We start from the raw sequence: 13445 nt of genomic DNA, 5'->3' as shown, positions 1-13445 counted from the left end.
ATCCGTCGCACGATCCGGACAGTCCGGCCATCCCTACACGCAAGTCCCGCGCAAACGACGCAAGAAGCGGACCGTTCGCGCATCGTAGAAAACTGTGCGGGCATTCCGCATCCGCACATACCCGCAGTCAGCCGCGTGCCCGCCCGCACGCGGCGGCCGGTACGACAGGTTTCCGGAATTCGTGGATACCGGCCGAAGAAAGCGGATAGAAACGCGCGTTTCGTCCGCCAATACTGGGCCCGTCACCGAAACACACAGCATGGAGGGACACATGAACGGACGTCACATCGAGATCCCGTCGCCGGACGGCAGCGCGTTTCGCGCGTACCTGAGCACGCCGGCCGGCGGCACGGGGCCCGGCATCGTGCTCTGTCACGAGATCTTCGGCGCGAACGCGACGATGCGGGAGGCCGCCGACTACTACGCGGAAGAAGGCTATACGGTGCTCGTGCCCGACCTGTTCTGGCGCCAGTCGCCGGGGATCGAGCTCGGTTACACGGCGGCCGATTTCGAGCGCGCGATGGCCCTGTACCGCGAATACGACGAGAACAAGGGCGTCGAGGACATCGGCGCCGCGCTGGACGCGCTCCGGCAGCGGCCGGAATGCACGGGCGAAGCTGGCGTGCTCGGCTACTGCCTCGGCGGCAAGCTCGCGTATCTCGCCGCGTGCCGACTGCCGGGCGTGGCCGTGGCGGTCAGCTATTACGGCGTGGGCATCGAGCACGCGCTGGACGAGGCCGCGCACCTGCGCGGGCGGCTCGTGCTGCAGATTCCGGGGCAGGACCGCTTCTGCCCGCCCGACGCGCAGCAGCGCATCGCCGACGCGCTGTCCGGGCGCGACGGTGTCGAGGTGTACGTGTATCCGGGCGTCGATCACGCATTCGCCCGCGCCGGCGGCGATCATTTCGACCCGGCCGCCGCGATCATGGCGCACCAGCGTGCGATCGCCGCGTTTCGCGCCGCGCTCGGCCCGCACTACGATTTGTCCACACTGTGGGAAGTGCATCTGAAGCACGAGTTCGACACACGCAACGTCGACGCGACGATGGCCACGATGGTCGCCGAGCCGTACGTCAACCATATTCCGACGCTGACGGGCGGCGTCGGCCATGACGAGCTCAAGCGCTTCTACACGCATCACTTCGTGCATGCGAATCCGCCAGACACGACGATCACGCCGATCTCGCGCACGGTCGGCGCAAGCCAGATCGTCGACGAGCTGCTGTTCTGCTTCACGCACACCACCGAGATCGACTGGATGCTGCCGGGCGTCGCACCGACCGGCAAGCGTGTCGAGATTCCGCTCGTCGCGATCGTCAAGTTTCGCGGCGACAAGCTCTATCACGAACACATCTACTGGGATCAGGCGAGCGTGCTCGTGCAGATCGGCCTGCTCGACCCGGCCGGCCTGCCGGTCGCGGGCGTCGAGACGGCCCACAAGCTGCTCGACGTGACCGTGCCGTCGAACGGCCTGATGCGCCGCTGGCAGGACAGCGAGCCGCCGACGGGCGCGCATTGACGCGCAGCCTCCCTCACCCGACGATTTCCGGAGACACCCCATGAATGCCCTTGCAGGCAAAGTCGCAATCGTCACCGGCGGCGCCACGCTGATCGGCGCCGCGGTCGCGCAGGACCTGAGCCGCGCCGGCGCGTGCGTCGCGATCCTCGATCTCGATGCGCAGAACGGCGCGCGCGTCGCCGCGTCGCTCGGCGAACGCGCGCTGTTCGTCGCGATCGACATCACCGACGACCGCGCGATCGAGCGTGCCGTGGCGACGATCGTCGAACGGTTCGGCGCGATCGACGTGCTCGTCAACCTCGCGTGCAGCTACATCGACAACGGCATCCAGGCGACCCGCAACGACTGGCTGGCCGCGATGGACGTCAATGTCGTGTCGGCCGCGATGCTCGCGAAGGCCGTGCATCCGCACATGGCCCGGCGCGGCGGCGGCGCGATCGTGAACTTCAGCTCGATCTCCGCGCAGTGCGCGCAGACCGGCCGCTGGCTGTATCCGACGTCCAAGGCGGCGATCCGCCAGCTCACGCGCAGCATGGCGATGGATCTCGCGCCCGATCGCATTCGCGTCAACTCGGTGTCGCCGGGGTGGACATGGTCGCGCGTGATGGACGAGATGACGCACGGCGACCGCGCGAAGACCGATCGCGTCGCCGCGCCGTTCCACCTGCTCGGCCGGGTCGGCGATCCGTCGGAGGTCGCGCAGGTCGTCACGTTCCTGTGCAGCGATGCGGCAAGCTTCGTGACGGGCGCCGACTACGCGGTGGACGGCGGCTATGCCGCGATGGGCCCCGAACAGGCGGTGCCGGCCATTCCGCGTCTCGCGGAGTGACCGCGCCGCGCCGCTGCTTTCCGCAATCATTCCGGCCGGCATCCGGCCCACCAAGGACATTCCCATGAGACGCATCGCCATCGTCGGCGCCGGCCAGTCCGGCCTGCAACTCGCCTTCGCCCTGCTCGACCAGGGCTACCACGTCACCCTCGCGACCAACCGCGACGCGGAACAGATCCGCACGGGCAAGGTCATGTCGAGCCAGTGCATGTTCCACACGTCGTTGCAGATCGAGCGCGATCTCGGTCTGAATGCGTGGGAGGAAGCATGCCCGTCCGTCGAAGGCATCGGCATCGCGGTACCGCATCCGGACGGCAACGGCCGCAAGGCGATCGACTGGTCGTCGCGGCTGACCCGCTACGCGCAGTCGGTCGACCAGCGCGTGAAGATGGCCGACTGGCTCGACGAGGTTCGACGCCGCGGCGCGGACGTGCGCATCGCCGACATCGGCGTGCCCGAGCTCGAGGAACTGGCGCGCAGCCACGACCTCGTGCTGCTCGCGGCCGGCAAGGGTGAAATCGTCAACCTGCTCGGCCGCGACGACGCGCGCAGCGCATTCGACCGCCCGCAACGCGCACTGGCGCTCACCTACGTGAAAGGGATGACGCCGAGCCAGCCGTATTCGCGCGTGCGCTTCAACCTGCTGCCGGGCATCGGCGAATACTTCGTGTTCCCCGCGCTGACCACGACGGGCCCGTGCGAGATCATGGTGTTCGAAGGCATCCCGGGCGGCCCGCTCGACTGCTGGGCCGACGTGAAGACGCCCGAACAGCATCTGGACCGCAGCCTGTCGTTCCTGCGGCAATACGTGCCGTGGGAATTCGAGCGCTGCCGCGACGTCGAGCTGACCGATCCGAACGGCACGCTGGCCGGGCGCTTCACGCCGACGGTACGCAAGCCGTTGTTCCGGCTGCCGTCGGGCCGCACGGTGTTCGGGATGGCCGATGCGGTGGTCGTCAACGATCCGATCACCGGCCAGGGATCGAACAACGCCGCGAAATGCGCGAAGGCGTACTTCGACGCGATCATCGCCCGCGACGCCGCGCCGTTCGGCGAAGACTGGATGCAGCAGACGTTCGAGGGCTACTGGGCGTATGCGCAGCATGTCGTACGCTGGACCAACTCGCTGCTGACGCCGCCGCCGCCGCACATCCTCGAGCTGCTCGGCGCGGCCGGCCAGCTGCCGTCGCTCGCCCGCGCGATCGTCGACGGTTTCGACGATCCGCGCCGGTTCTCGCCGTGGTGGTTCGAGCCGTCGGCCTGCGCGGCGATGATCCGCGAACACAGCGTGCAGGCGGCATGACCGACATGGAAACGACCATGACCCAGCGCCCGGCCCTCGACCCGCTGCAACTGCGCACCGCGTTCGGGCAGTTCCCGACCGGCGTCACCGTGATCACCACCTGCGCGGCCGACGGGCGCAAGGTGGGCCTCACGGCCAACTCGTTCTCGTCGCTGTCGCTCGATCCGCCGCTCGTGCTGTGGAGCCTGCGCAAGGTCGCGCCGAGCCGTCCGGATTTCATCGCGGCCACCCACTTCGCGATCAACATCCTCGCGCACGACCAGATCGACCTGTCGCGCCGCTTCGCGACACCCAGCGCCGACAAGTTCGACGGCGTGCCGCACGTGGATTCGGAGACGGGCGGCGTGCCCTGCCTCGACGGTGCGAGCGCGCGTTTCGTGTGCCGCAACGTCGGCCATTACGAAGGCGGCGACCACCTGCTCTTCATCGGCGAGATCGAACGGTTCGACGCATTCGGCAAGGCGCCGCTGGTATTCCATGCAGGCCAGTATCGCGCGATCGCCGATCACCCCGATCTTTCACGCACCATTTGATTAGTCATCCAAATAAATAACCAGGAGGTGGTGGACATGAAATTCGGCTCTCGCCTGCTCGTCGCCGCAGGCCTCGCGATCACCGGCCTCGCCGGTCATGCGCCGGCCCATGCGACCGACCTGCCGTCGGTCAATCTCGGCATGACCAGCTTCCTCGACGGGATGCCGCCGGCCGGCGCCGGCTGGTACGGCACGCAGTACTTCCAGTACTACACGGCGGGCCGCGTCAACGACAATGCGGGCAACAAGGTCGGGCTGCCGAAGCAGGACATCGACCTGTTCGCGGGGTTGAGCCAGCTCGTCTATCAGTCGCCGCTGACGTTCGCGGGGATGCATCCGGGCCTCGACGTGATCCTGCCGTGGATCGCGTCCGCGCGGACCGACGACGGCATCGGCAACGTCGCGCTGAATGCGCGCGCCGGTTTCGGCGACCTGCTGGTCGGCCCGTTCATCCAGTTCGATCCGGTGATGGGCGCGCAGGGCCCGCGCTTCGCGCAGCGCGTCGAATTCCAGTTCATCGCGCCGACCGGCGCATACGATCCGTCGCGCGCGATCAACCCGGGCAGCCACTTCTGGTCGTTCGATCCGTACTGGGCCGCCACGCTGTGGCTCACGCCCAGGTGGACCGTGTCGTGGCGGCTGCACTACCTGTGGAATGCGACCAACCATCAGCCGGCCACGTCGCTCGGCCCCGACGTGACGTCGACGCAGGCCGGCCAGGCAATCCACGCGAACTTCGCGACCGAGTACGAGGTGCGGCCCGGCCTGCGGCTCGGGCTGAACGGCTACTGGCTGCGCCAGACCACCGACATGAAGGAGAACGGGCAGGATGTGCCGGGGACGCGGGAAGCCGTGTTCGCCATCGGGCCGGGTGCGATGATCAGCTTCTCGCCGCACGATCACGTGCTGTTCAACGCGTACTTCGAGACCTATGCGCGCAACCGGCCGCAGGGGACGCGACTGGTGCTGCGCTACGTGCATCACTTCCAGTGACGCGCGCGGCCGGATCAACGGGCCTGATCGCTATCTTCAGATGAATCCGGCCCGGCGCGATGTGTACTGCCGGCACGGGCACGCCTGTCCTATAGTTTGGAGAACACAGGAAAGCGATCCGTCACGAACACGGGGGGAGCTCGCCATGGCTACTTCAGCAACCGTCCGTTTCCTGCCGCGCGCGGCGAAACGGCTGGTGCGGCACATGGTTGCCGTCGCACCGGCCGTCGTCATCGGGCTCGCGGTGTCCTCGTGCGGCGACAGCTCGCCCACCTCCAGCGGGCCCGCGTTCGCGAACGCGGCGCGCCCGCAGATCAACGCATTGCTCGCGGACACGATGACGCCCGGCGCGGTCGTCTACGTGCAGTCGCCGCAGGGCAACTGGCTCGAATCGTTCGGCACGGCCGTGCGCGGGACGAACACGCCGATCCCGACCGACGCGCACTTTCGCGTCGGCAGCATCACGAAAACGTGGACCGGCACGGTGATCCTGCAGCTCGTGCAGGAAGGCCGGCTGAACCTGAGCGACACCGTCGACAAGTTCGTCGCCAACGTGCCCAACGGCAATACGATCACGATCGAGCAGTTGCTCACGATGCGCAGCGGCCTCTACAACTACTCGACCAGCCTCGCGTTCAACCAGACGCTCGATGCGCAACCGGACAAGGTCTGGACCACGGCGGAGCTGCTGGACATCGCCGAAGGCCAGCCGGTGTATTTCGCGCCGGGCGCCGATTTTCGCTACTCGAACACGAATACGGTGCTGCTCGGGCTCATCATCGAGCAACTCACCGGCATGAGCGCGGCCGACGCGATGAACGCGCGCCTGTTCGCGCCGCTCGGCCTGAGCAACACGTTTCTCCCGCCGCAGGCGAATACGGCGCTGCCGGCGCCCGCGCCGCACGGCTATCAATGGGGCACCAATGCGGAGACGACCGACAGCGATGCGCTGTCGCCCGAACGCCAGGCGGAAGCGCAAAACGGCACGCTGCAGCCGACCGACGTGACCGGCGTCAACACGTCGTGGGCGTGGACGGCCGGCTCCGGCATCTCGACCGTGACCGAACTGGCCGCGTACGTACAGGAGATGGTCGGCGGCGGCTACCTGAACGCCGACCTGCAGGCGCAGCGGCTCGCCAGTTGCACGCCGACCGATCCGTCCGATCCGATGTCGGCCAGCTACTGCATGGGTCTTGCCAAATTCGGCACGTTCTACGGGCACACGGGCGAGATACCGGGCTTCAATACCTTCATGGGCTACGATCCGGTCACGAAAACGACGATCGTCACGTGGGCGACCACGGCGTCCGCGCCCGACGGCAGCCCGCCGGCCAACCTGATCGCGAAGATCATCATGGGCGAGCTCAGCAAGGCGGCGGAAGTGCCGAGCGAAGGGCGACCGTAAGACAGTGAAGCGGCCTGCTTCGCCGCCTGCATGAACGAGCGCGCCGGAACGTTCCAGCCCCGCGCGCCGGGTTCGCTCACGCGGCGCGCACGGGCTCGTCGATCCGCAGCAGCCGGCCCGCGTTGGCGATCACGATGAACGTGCCGACGTTGTGCAGGATTGCGGCCCACACCGCGCCGAGCACACCGGTCGCGGCCAGCGCGATCACCGCGAGCGTCCACGCGAGCCCGATCGCCGCATTGGTCGTCGCCGTCCGCCGGCATTGCCGGCCGAGGCGGATGCAGGTCGGAATCCGCTTCAGGTCATCGCCGAGCAGCACGACGTCGGCCGACGCGATCGCGATGTCGACGCCGCGTTCGCCCATCGCGATGCTGGTCGAGCCGGCCTTGATCGCCAGCACGTCGTTCAGCCCGTCGCCGACGACGAGCGGATGCCGGCCGGCGCCGATCTCGCGCATCACGTAATCGAGCTTGTCGTGCGGCAGCGCCTGCGCGACCACCGTGTCGATGCCGGTCTCGGCGGCGACCTTGCGCGCGACGGGCTCGCGGTCGCCCGTCAGCAGCGTCTGGCGCGCGAGGCCGAGCGTGCGCAGCTCGGCAAGCGCCTCGTGCGCATCGGGCCGCAACGTGTCGGCGAAACCGAACCACGCGAGCAGCCGCCCGTCGAGCACGAGACCGACGAGCGGCCCGTCGAAACCGTCGGGCGGCGGCGGCAACGCGCCGGCATGGTCGGCGAGCAGCGCGGGCCGGCCGAGTACGGCCGTGCCGTCCGGCGTGTCGGCGACGACGCCGAGCCCGCGCAGCTCCCGCGTACGTTCGAACGGTGCGACGGCCGTGCCCGCGAGGCCGGCTGCCGCGGCATCGCGCACGAGCGCGCGGCTCGCCGGATGCGCGCTGCCCTCGCCGAGCCGCGCGGCCAGCGTACGCGCGTGCGCTCCGTCGACGTCCGGTTGCAGCCACACCTGCTTCACCTGCAGTTCGCCACGGGTGAGCGTGCCCGTCTTGTCGATCACGAGCGCGTCGACCTCGGCGATCTTGTCGAGAAACGCCGCGTTGCGAAACAGGATCCCGTGCCGCGCGCCGACGGCGATCCCGGCGATGGCCGTGGACGGCGCGGCGAGCACCAGCGCGCACGGGCACGCGGCCACGATCACCGCGAGCATCGCCGATGCGCTCGCCGACGTGAACCACACGATCGCCGCGACCAGCAGCACGAGTGCGAGATACGCGCCCATGTGCCGCTCGAGCACCTGCGTGACGGGCGGCTTCACCTGTTCCGCATGCTGCATCAGCGCGATGATCTTGCCGAGCGTCGAATCCTTGCCGGTGTGCGTGACCTCGATGCGCAGCACGCCATCGAGATTCAGCGCGCCGCCGTAGACGGCGCTGCCGGCGTCGACGTCGAGCGGCACGGATTCGCCGGTGATCGGCCCGTTGTCGACGCTCGACGCGCCCGCCGTCACGATGCCGTCGACCGGAATGCGCGCGCCGGCGACCACCTCGATGCAGTCGCCCGCGTGCAGTGCGTCGTATGCGACTTCGGTAACGCTGCCGTCGGCGCCGATGCGGCGCACGCGGCCGGCTGTCAGCCGGCCGAGCGCCCGGATCGCTTCCTGCGAGCCGAGCACGCTGCGCTCCTCGAGCGCATGGCCGAACGTCATCACGATCGGCAACAGCGCGGCCGTCGTCATGTCGCCGGTCGCCCACGCGGCGAGCATCGCGAGCGCGATCAGCCGGTCGGTCACGCCGTGCAGGCTCGGCGCGCGCAGGCTGTGCCACGCGCTCGCGAACACGGGCCCCGCGACGATCAGCGATGCGAGCGCGGCCAGCAGCTGCGCGAGCGTATCGCTGCCGGACGCCAGCATGCGCCACGCGAACGACAGCACGAGCAGGCCGCCGGCGAGCAGCGCCAGCGCGATCTGCCGCGTGATCGTGCGACGCTCGTCGGCGGACAGCGCGTAAGCCGTCGCGGCGGGCGCGGGATCCGGCGCGGCGGCCGGTTCGGCGAGCGTATTCATCGGGCGCTCCCGGGCAGGATCAGGTTCGAGGTGTCGTGCGGATCGATCGTCGTCACGCGCCCGGCTTTCGCCAGCACGCGCTGCACGCGATCGCGGTAAAGCCGCGCCAGCAGCCCCGGATCGCCGTTCTCGCGCAGCGTTGCGTCGAGCTGCCGGATTTCCAGCGTGTCGGTCTGCGCGGTCGCGACGCGTTCGGTCGCGTGTGCCTGCGCATCCTGGACGATCCGGTCGGCGTCCTGCTGCGCGTCCTGCCGCCGCTGTTCGGCGGCGGTGCGCGCTTCGGCGATGGTCCGCTCGGCGAGCTGCAGCGACGTCAGCACCGCGTTGAACGCATCGGCCGCCGCGCCCGGAAACGCGGGCTGCACGTCGACGCGGGCGACTTCGACGCCGAGCCCCGCGTGCGCCGCGTCGAGCGCGCGCAGGTGCCGCGCGACCGCATCGGCGAGGTCGCCGCGCAACCGCTCGCGGCGGGCGGCCATCTGCCGGTCCGCGGCCAGTTGCTCGGGGCGCGCGACCAGGATCGCGTCGAGATCGCGGGCCGCCGCGACCTCGACGGCCGACGCGGACACGATCCGCTCGAGCGCGGCGTCGAGACGGTCCTGCTGTAGCACGTACGCATACGGATCGCTGACCCGGTAATAGAGCACCGCGCTCAGCGTGACGGCGCCGCCGTCGCCCGTCAGCACGTAGCCGGAACCGGCCAGCGCGTCGGGCAGCCGCGCGACGCCCTGCGCGGGCGGCGCGAGCGCCCGCGGATCGCGATCGAGCGAGCGGATCCGCTGTTCGAGCACGCGCGCGGCGCCCGGGACGAGCAGGACCGATTCGAACGGCTGCGGCCACGCGATCACGAGCCCGGCGTCCTGGGTCCGCACGAGCGCGCCGAAGCGCATCACCACCGCCCGGCTGTCCGCCGGAATCCGCCGGATGTTCGAGCCGGCCCACGCGCACGCGGCCAGCACCGCGAGTGCGGCGACGAACCAGAACGACAGGCGCACGGCCTGGGCGCCGGGTCCGAGCGGCGGGGCGGACCGTGCGCTCATCGGGCCGCCTTGTGCGCCTTCGACGCCGGCGCGGCCTGCGTCGCCGCGTCGGTCGGGCCCTGCACGAGCACGCGGAACGGCGCGGCATCGGTGCGCAGGATCAGGTTCGTATTGGTGCCGACCACCGTGTTCAGCGTGTCGAGCGAGCGCAGCATCGTGTACAGGTGCGGATTGCCCGCATAGCTCTTGCCGTAGATATCGGCCGCGTCCTTGCGCGATTGCGCCTCGATGCCGGCCGCCTTGACGTTCGCGTCGGCCAGCGCGATGCGCGCGTCGCGCTCGGCATCCGAGCGGATCTGCGCCGCTTCGCGATTGCCGTCCGCGGTGCGCTGCGCGGCGACGGTTTCGCGTTCCGCGCTCATCCGGTCGACGGTCGCGGCGAGCGTGACGGCCGGCAGCGTGAGCCGTTCGAGCCCGACCTGGGCCACACGCACGCCATAGGCCGCATAGAGCTGCGCGTCGATCTGCCGGCGCAGCGCGTCCTCGAATTCGCCGATCTTCACCTGGGCCGGATCGGTATTCACGAGCGACGCGAGGTCGTATCCGGCGGACGTCGTCTGCAGTGCGGAACCGACGAGCGAGCGGATCTGCCGCGCCGCTTCGTCCGGCTCGTTGCCGACCGCGCGCATGAAGCGCCCGATGTCGCGCGCATCGGCCGGCACGCGCCACGCGACGTAGGCTTCGACGATGATGCGCAGCCCGTCGCGGGTGCCGACGTCCTGCAGGCCGCTCGACGTCGTGTGCAGGCGCAGGTCGACCGGCGTCACCGCATCGATCGGCGCCGGCAGGCGCCACGCGAGCCCCGGTTCGAGCAGCACGCGCACGGGCCGCCCGAAACGCGTGACGACCGACGCCTCGCCGGCGCGCACCTGCACGAAGCTCGCGACCGCGAGCGCGACGAGCACGCACAGCAGCGCGACGGCGACGCGCAGGCGGAATGCGCCAGGCGGCTGCGGTGCGCCATGATGCGCGTGGTGGTCATGGCCATGGCCGTGGTGCGCATGATCATGCGCGTGCGAATGAAACAGACTCACGATGTCGCCCCGGATGCGGCGTCGCCCGCGTACGGCACGGCGGCACGCGCTGCCACCGGATTGCGCCGTCCGCGCGAAACGCGCCGCGTCATGTCAATGGATGCCGGCCAGATCGCCGGCGGGAGTGTTGCGCAGGTCGACGGTTGCCCGCGTGCCGTCGGCCAGCCGGTCGTCGATGATCGTCATGCGTGCGTTGCGCAGCCCGCGTTGCAGCCGGTCGAGGTAATACTCGAACGGAAACGCGGGGCCGCCGAGCCGGTATGCGACCAGGTCGGCGTCGAAATCGATCTGTTGCACGCGCGCCGACGACAGTGTGTCGCCCGCCTGCGCTTCGGCCTGCGCGATCCGCACGAGTGCCTGCTGCGCTGCGTTGCCGAGCAGGCCGGCCGCGAAACCGCGCGCCTGCGCGACACTGCCCTGCGCGCGGATCTGCGCGGCCTGCACGTCGTGAAAGGCGGCCGCCGCGCCGGTCGGCGGGTGCACGCTCTCGATCACGACCGCGACCACGTCGACACCGCTCTGCAGCCGGTCGAGCTGCTGCTGGATCGCACGCTTCAACTGGTCGGCCATCGCGGCCTGGTTGGTTTCGAGCAGCGATTCGAGCGTATGGGACGCGAGGTAGTGGACCAGCTCGCGATTGGCGCTCACGCGCACCGTGCCTTCCGGGTCGATCGTGCGATAGAGGGCTGCACGGGCGTCGGCATCGGTCGGGCCGAGACGGTAGTCGACCCGCACGTCGGCGTTGACGATCTGGAAGTTCTGGCGGTCGCCGTTCGCGCCCGCGATCACCTGGGTGGTTTCCCCGGGATGCGGTGCATCCCACAGTCGGTCGAGGCCTTCGGGCGTCGGGCCGTCGGCGGGCACGGCACGCGTGTCGGGGCCGCCGTCGTTCGTGCTGCCCGCGATCGCGACCTGGTGCACGGCGCCGTTGTCGACGATGTGGGCGCGCCCGAACGGCCAGGGCAGCCCGACGTGCAGGCCCGGCTGCCAGACGGCGACCGGCGCGCCGAAACGTTCATAGACCGCGCGCTGTTCAGGGTTCAGCACGACGACGGCCGTCAGCAGCCACGCAACGGCGACGGTCGCGCCGAGCGCCGCGGGCAGCAGCCGCACGAAGCTGCGCCAGCCCCAGCTCTGCCGCAGGTCGATGCCGTAGCGATGCCGCAGCTCGGCGCCGAGCGACGCGAACGGCGCCGGGCGCCGGCTCAGCAGGCCCGCGAGCGCGCTGGTCGGTACGACGGTATCGTGCGGCACCGCAAACCAGGACAGGACGCCGCGAATGGCCAGTTCGGCCGCCACGGCGGCATTGAGCAGCGCGACGGCATGCACGAGCCAGTCGGCCGTGCGATGCCGGAACGCGAACCACGCGGCGGCCAGCACGCCCGCGAGCGCGGTGACGAGCGCCACGCGCAGCATCCGCATGAGCGATGCGGACACGGCCGAGCGGCCCGCGGCGGCCGCGTGATGGCGTTCGGTGACGAGCGTGAGAAAGGCGAGCACGACGCAGGCCGCACCGGCCGCGAGCGTGGGTTCGGGGGCGGCCATCGCGCGGATCAGCATCGCCGGCGACGGCGGTTGCCACGCGAGCGCGGCAATCGCGACGGAAAGCACGGCGCACGCGGTGACGGCCCACGGCCGCCAGTCGATCGCGGCGGCGATCGCCGGCCACGGATTGTCGTATTGCTCGGGCGCCTGCTTGCGGCGAAATGCGCTGCGCAACCCGTCGGCGAGCAGGCCGGCGGCCAGGCCCTGCGGCGGGTCGCGGCGCGCACGCGCCGCGAGCAGCACGCCGATCGCGACGACGAGCACGTTGCACCATGCGCTGGCGAGCGGTGCGCACCAGCGCAGGTCGACCGGGAGGATGTCGACGGCGCCCAGCGTGCCGAGCGCGACGACCAGCAACGCGGCGGCCCCTGCAACCGGCACGAGGACGTCACGGTCGGCCGGGGTGTCGGGAATGTCGTCGTGGCCTTCCGCCTGTTGCCCCATCGGGGTTCCTTACGTACGCGTTACAGGATGCGCAGGTGCCCGCGCGGAATTCTGCGAGCGGCAATGTAGCGCGGCGGATGATGAAACTCAAGGCATCGATGCGATTGACGCGGCGGACGAAACGATCGTTGCGACCGGAGACGGCGAGCGCGCCGCGGGCACGCGGCCGGCAGTGCCGACAGTGCGTCGCGGGTCAGAGCCGGGCGTGATACGAAGCGGATTCGATCTCCAGCACGCGGCCGGAAATCGGCACGAATGCGATACGGATATGCTCGCCGTTACGCAACTGGTCATACGCTGACTTGTCGACATCGAAACGTCGACGCGGCACGTCGGGACCCTCGGCGACAATACTCAGGCGGTAGCTCGAAATGCCGCGAAAATAGCGCTCCTCGATCCTCTCGATCGTGGTGTCGAGCACCAGCTTCCGATTGGCTTTCAGGTCGAGCGAGACCTTGTGTTCGCTCCACCGGTAGAACAGGAACACGATCAGGCAGGTCGTCGCGATCATCCCGGCGATCAACAGGAACGTCAGCAGCGGATACGCCATCGGATGCGTGAGGAACGCGAGGCCGACCGGAATGGCGGCATACCCGACCATCATCGCGACGAGCAACAGGCCGCCGCCTTTCGTGCCGCGCAGGCGATCGTATTCGTCGGGCTCCAGTGGTTCGATCGTCAAAGTCGGCATGGGTTTCCTGTCGCGTCCTGACCGGGCACGGCGCGCGGGGCGCCGTCGTTGCCGCCCATGCTAAAGCGCGGCGCCGATCCTGTCATCAACAC

At 69.8% G+C, this 13445-nt stretch carries 11 protein-coding genes; 6 read left to right on the top strand and 5 right to left on the bottom strand.

Translation table 11 applies throughout. The features are described 5' to 3' along the window. The first annotated feature begins 271 nt into the window (after nucleotides 1–271). The 6 genes from AC5LXK_RS33815 to AC5LXK_RS33790 all read left to right on the top strand — a co-directional run bounded on the left by AC5LXK_RS33815 (nucleotide 272) and on the right by AC5LXK_RS33790 (nucleotide 6582). The gene (locus tag AC5LXK_RS33815; protein WP_493394966.1) at nucleotides 272–1519 is read left to right on the top strand and encodes a dienelactone hydrolase family protein; all 1248 of its coding nucleotides are present in this window, start codon (nucleotides 272–274) and stop codon (nucleotides 1517–1519) included. A gap of 40 nt (nucleotides 1520–1559) precedes the next feature. Then, nucleotides 1560–2348, top strand: coding sequence for an SDR family oxidoreductase (locus AC5LXK_RS33810; protein WP_493394965.1), 789 nt, complete (start codon nucleotides 1560–1562; stop codon nucleotides 2346–2348). A gap of 64 nt (nucleotides 2349–2412) precedes the next feature. Continuing rightward, nucleotides 2413–3651, top strand: a complete 1239-nt coding sequence (locus tag AC5LXK_RS33805; protein WP_493394964.1) for a styrene monooxygenase/indole monooxygenase family protein — start codon at nucleotides 2413–2415, stop codon at nucleotides 3649–3651. Between the two features lie 5 nt (nucleotides 3652–3656). Beyond that, nucleotides 3657–4184, top strand: a complete 528-nt coding sequence (locus AC5LXK_RS33800) for a flavin reductase family protein (RefSeq protein ID WP_493395089.1) — start codon at nucleotides 3657–3659, stop codon at nucleotides 4182–4184. A gap of 36 nt (nucleotides 4185–4220) precedes the next feature. Then, nucleotides 4221–5177, top strand: a complete 957-nt coding sequence (locus tag AC5LXK_RS33795; RefSeq protein WP_493394963.1) for a SphA family protein — start codon at nucleotides 4221–4223, stop codon at nucleotides 5175–5177. 145 nt (nucleotides 5178–5322) lie between these two features. Continuing rightward, the gene (locus tag AC5LXK_RS33790; protein WP_493394962.1) at nucleotides 5323–6582 is read left to right on the top strand and encodes a serine hydrolase domain-containing protein; all 1260 of its coding nucleotides are present in this window, start codon (nucleotides 5323–5325) and stop codon (nucleotides 6580–6582) included. A gap of 76 nt (nucleotides 6583–6658) precedes the next feature. On the opposite strand, the gene AC5LXK_RS33785 is transcribed toward AC5LXK_RS33790, so the two are convergent. The 5 genes from AC5LXK_RS33785 to AC5LXK_RS33765 form a co-directional block, all read right to left on the bottom strand. Next, nucleotides 6659–8599, bottom strand: a complete 1941-nt coding sequence (locus AC5LXK_RS33785) for a heavy metal translocating P-type ATPase (protein ID WP_493394961.1) — start codon at nucleotides 8597–8599, stop codon at nucleotides 6659–6661. Next, complete coding sequence (locus AC5LXK_RS33780; protein WP_493394960.1) at nucleotides 8596–9639, bottom strand: SPFH domain-containing protein; 1044 nt, start codon at nucleotides 9637–9639, stop codon at nucleotides 8596–8598. The genes AC5LXK_RS33785 and AC5LXK_RS33780 overlap by 4 nt, the downstream gene beginning before the upstream one ends. Further along, nucleotides 9636–10673, bottom strand: a complete 1038-nt coding sequence (gene hflC / locus AC5LXK_RS33775) for a protease modulator HflC (RefSeq protein WP_493394959.1) — start codon at nucleotides 10671–10673, stop codon at nucleotides 9636–9638. The genes AC5LXK_RS33780 and hflC overlap by 4 nt, the downstream gene beginning before the upstream one ends. Before the next feature lie 93 nt (nucleotides 10674–10766). After that, on the bottom strand, nucleotides 10767–12662 hold the full coding sequence (gene hflK / locus AC5LXK_RS33770; protein ID WP_493394958.1) for a protease modulator HflK: 1896 nt from the start codon (nucleotides 12660–12662) through the stop codon (nucleotides 10767–10769). 193 nt (nucleotides 12663–12855) lie between these two features. Continuing rightward, nucleotides 12856–13353: a hypothetical protein gene (locus AC5LXK_RS33765; RefSeq protein ID WP_493394957.1), complete on the bottom strand. Its 498-nt coding sequence runs from the start codon at nucleotides 13351–13353 to the stop codon at nucleotides 12856–12858. Nucleotides 13354–13445: the final 92 nt, after the last annotated feature.

The organism is Burkholderia pulmonis, assembly GCF_984667975.1.
The sequence above is the reverse complement of the archived record's forward strand: the minus strand, read 5'-3'. Positions and strand labels throughout refer to the sequence as shown.

What these genes read in the sequence shown, in the direction of transcription:
- AC5LXK_RS33795 (WP_493394963.1), top strand. Translation starts at nt 4,221, where the DNA reads ATGAAATTCGGCTCTCGCCTGCTCGTCGCCGCAGGCCTCGCGATCACC.
- AC5LXK_RS33800 (WP_493395089.1), top strand. Translation starts at nt 3,657, where the DNA reads ATGGAAACGACCATGACCCAGCGCCCGGCCCTCGACCCGCTGCAACTG.
- AC5LXK_RS33815 (WP_493394966.1), top strand. Translation starts at nt 272, where the DNA reads ATGAACGGACGTCACATCGAGATCCCGTCGCCGGACGGCAGCGCGTTT.
- AC5LXK_RS33765 (WP_493394957.1), bottom strand. Translation starts at nt 13,353, where the DNA reads ATGCCGACTTTGACGATCGAACCACTGGAGCCCGACGAATACGATCGC.
- AC5LXK_RS33805 (WP_493394964.1), top strand. Translation starts at nt 2,413, where the DNA reads ATGAGACGCATCGCCATCGTCGGCGCCGGCCAGTCCGGCCTGCAACTC.
- hflK (WP_493394958.1), bottom strand. Translation starts at nt 12,662, where the DNA reads ATGGGGCAACAGGCGGAAGGCCACGACGACATTCCCGACACCCCGGCC.
- AC5LXK_RS33790 (WP_493394962.1), top strand. Translation starts at nt 5,323, where the DNA reads ATGGCTACTTCAGCAACCGTCCGTTTCCTGCCGCGCGCGGCGAAACGG.
- AC5LXK_RS33785 (WP_493394961.1), bottom strand. Translation starts at nt 8,599, where the DNA reads ATGAATACGCTCGCCGAACCGGCCGCCGCGCCGGATCCCGCGCCCGCC.
- AC5LXK_RS33780 (WP_493394960.1), bottom strand. Translation starts at nt 9,639, where the DNA reads ATGAGCGCACGGTCCGCCCCGCCGCTCGGACCCGGCGCCCAGGCCGTG.
- AC5LXK_RS33810 (WP_493394965.1), top strand. Translation starts at nt 1,560, where the DNA reads ATGAATGCCCTTGCAGGCAAAGTCGCAATCGTCACCGGCGGCGCCACG.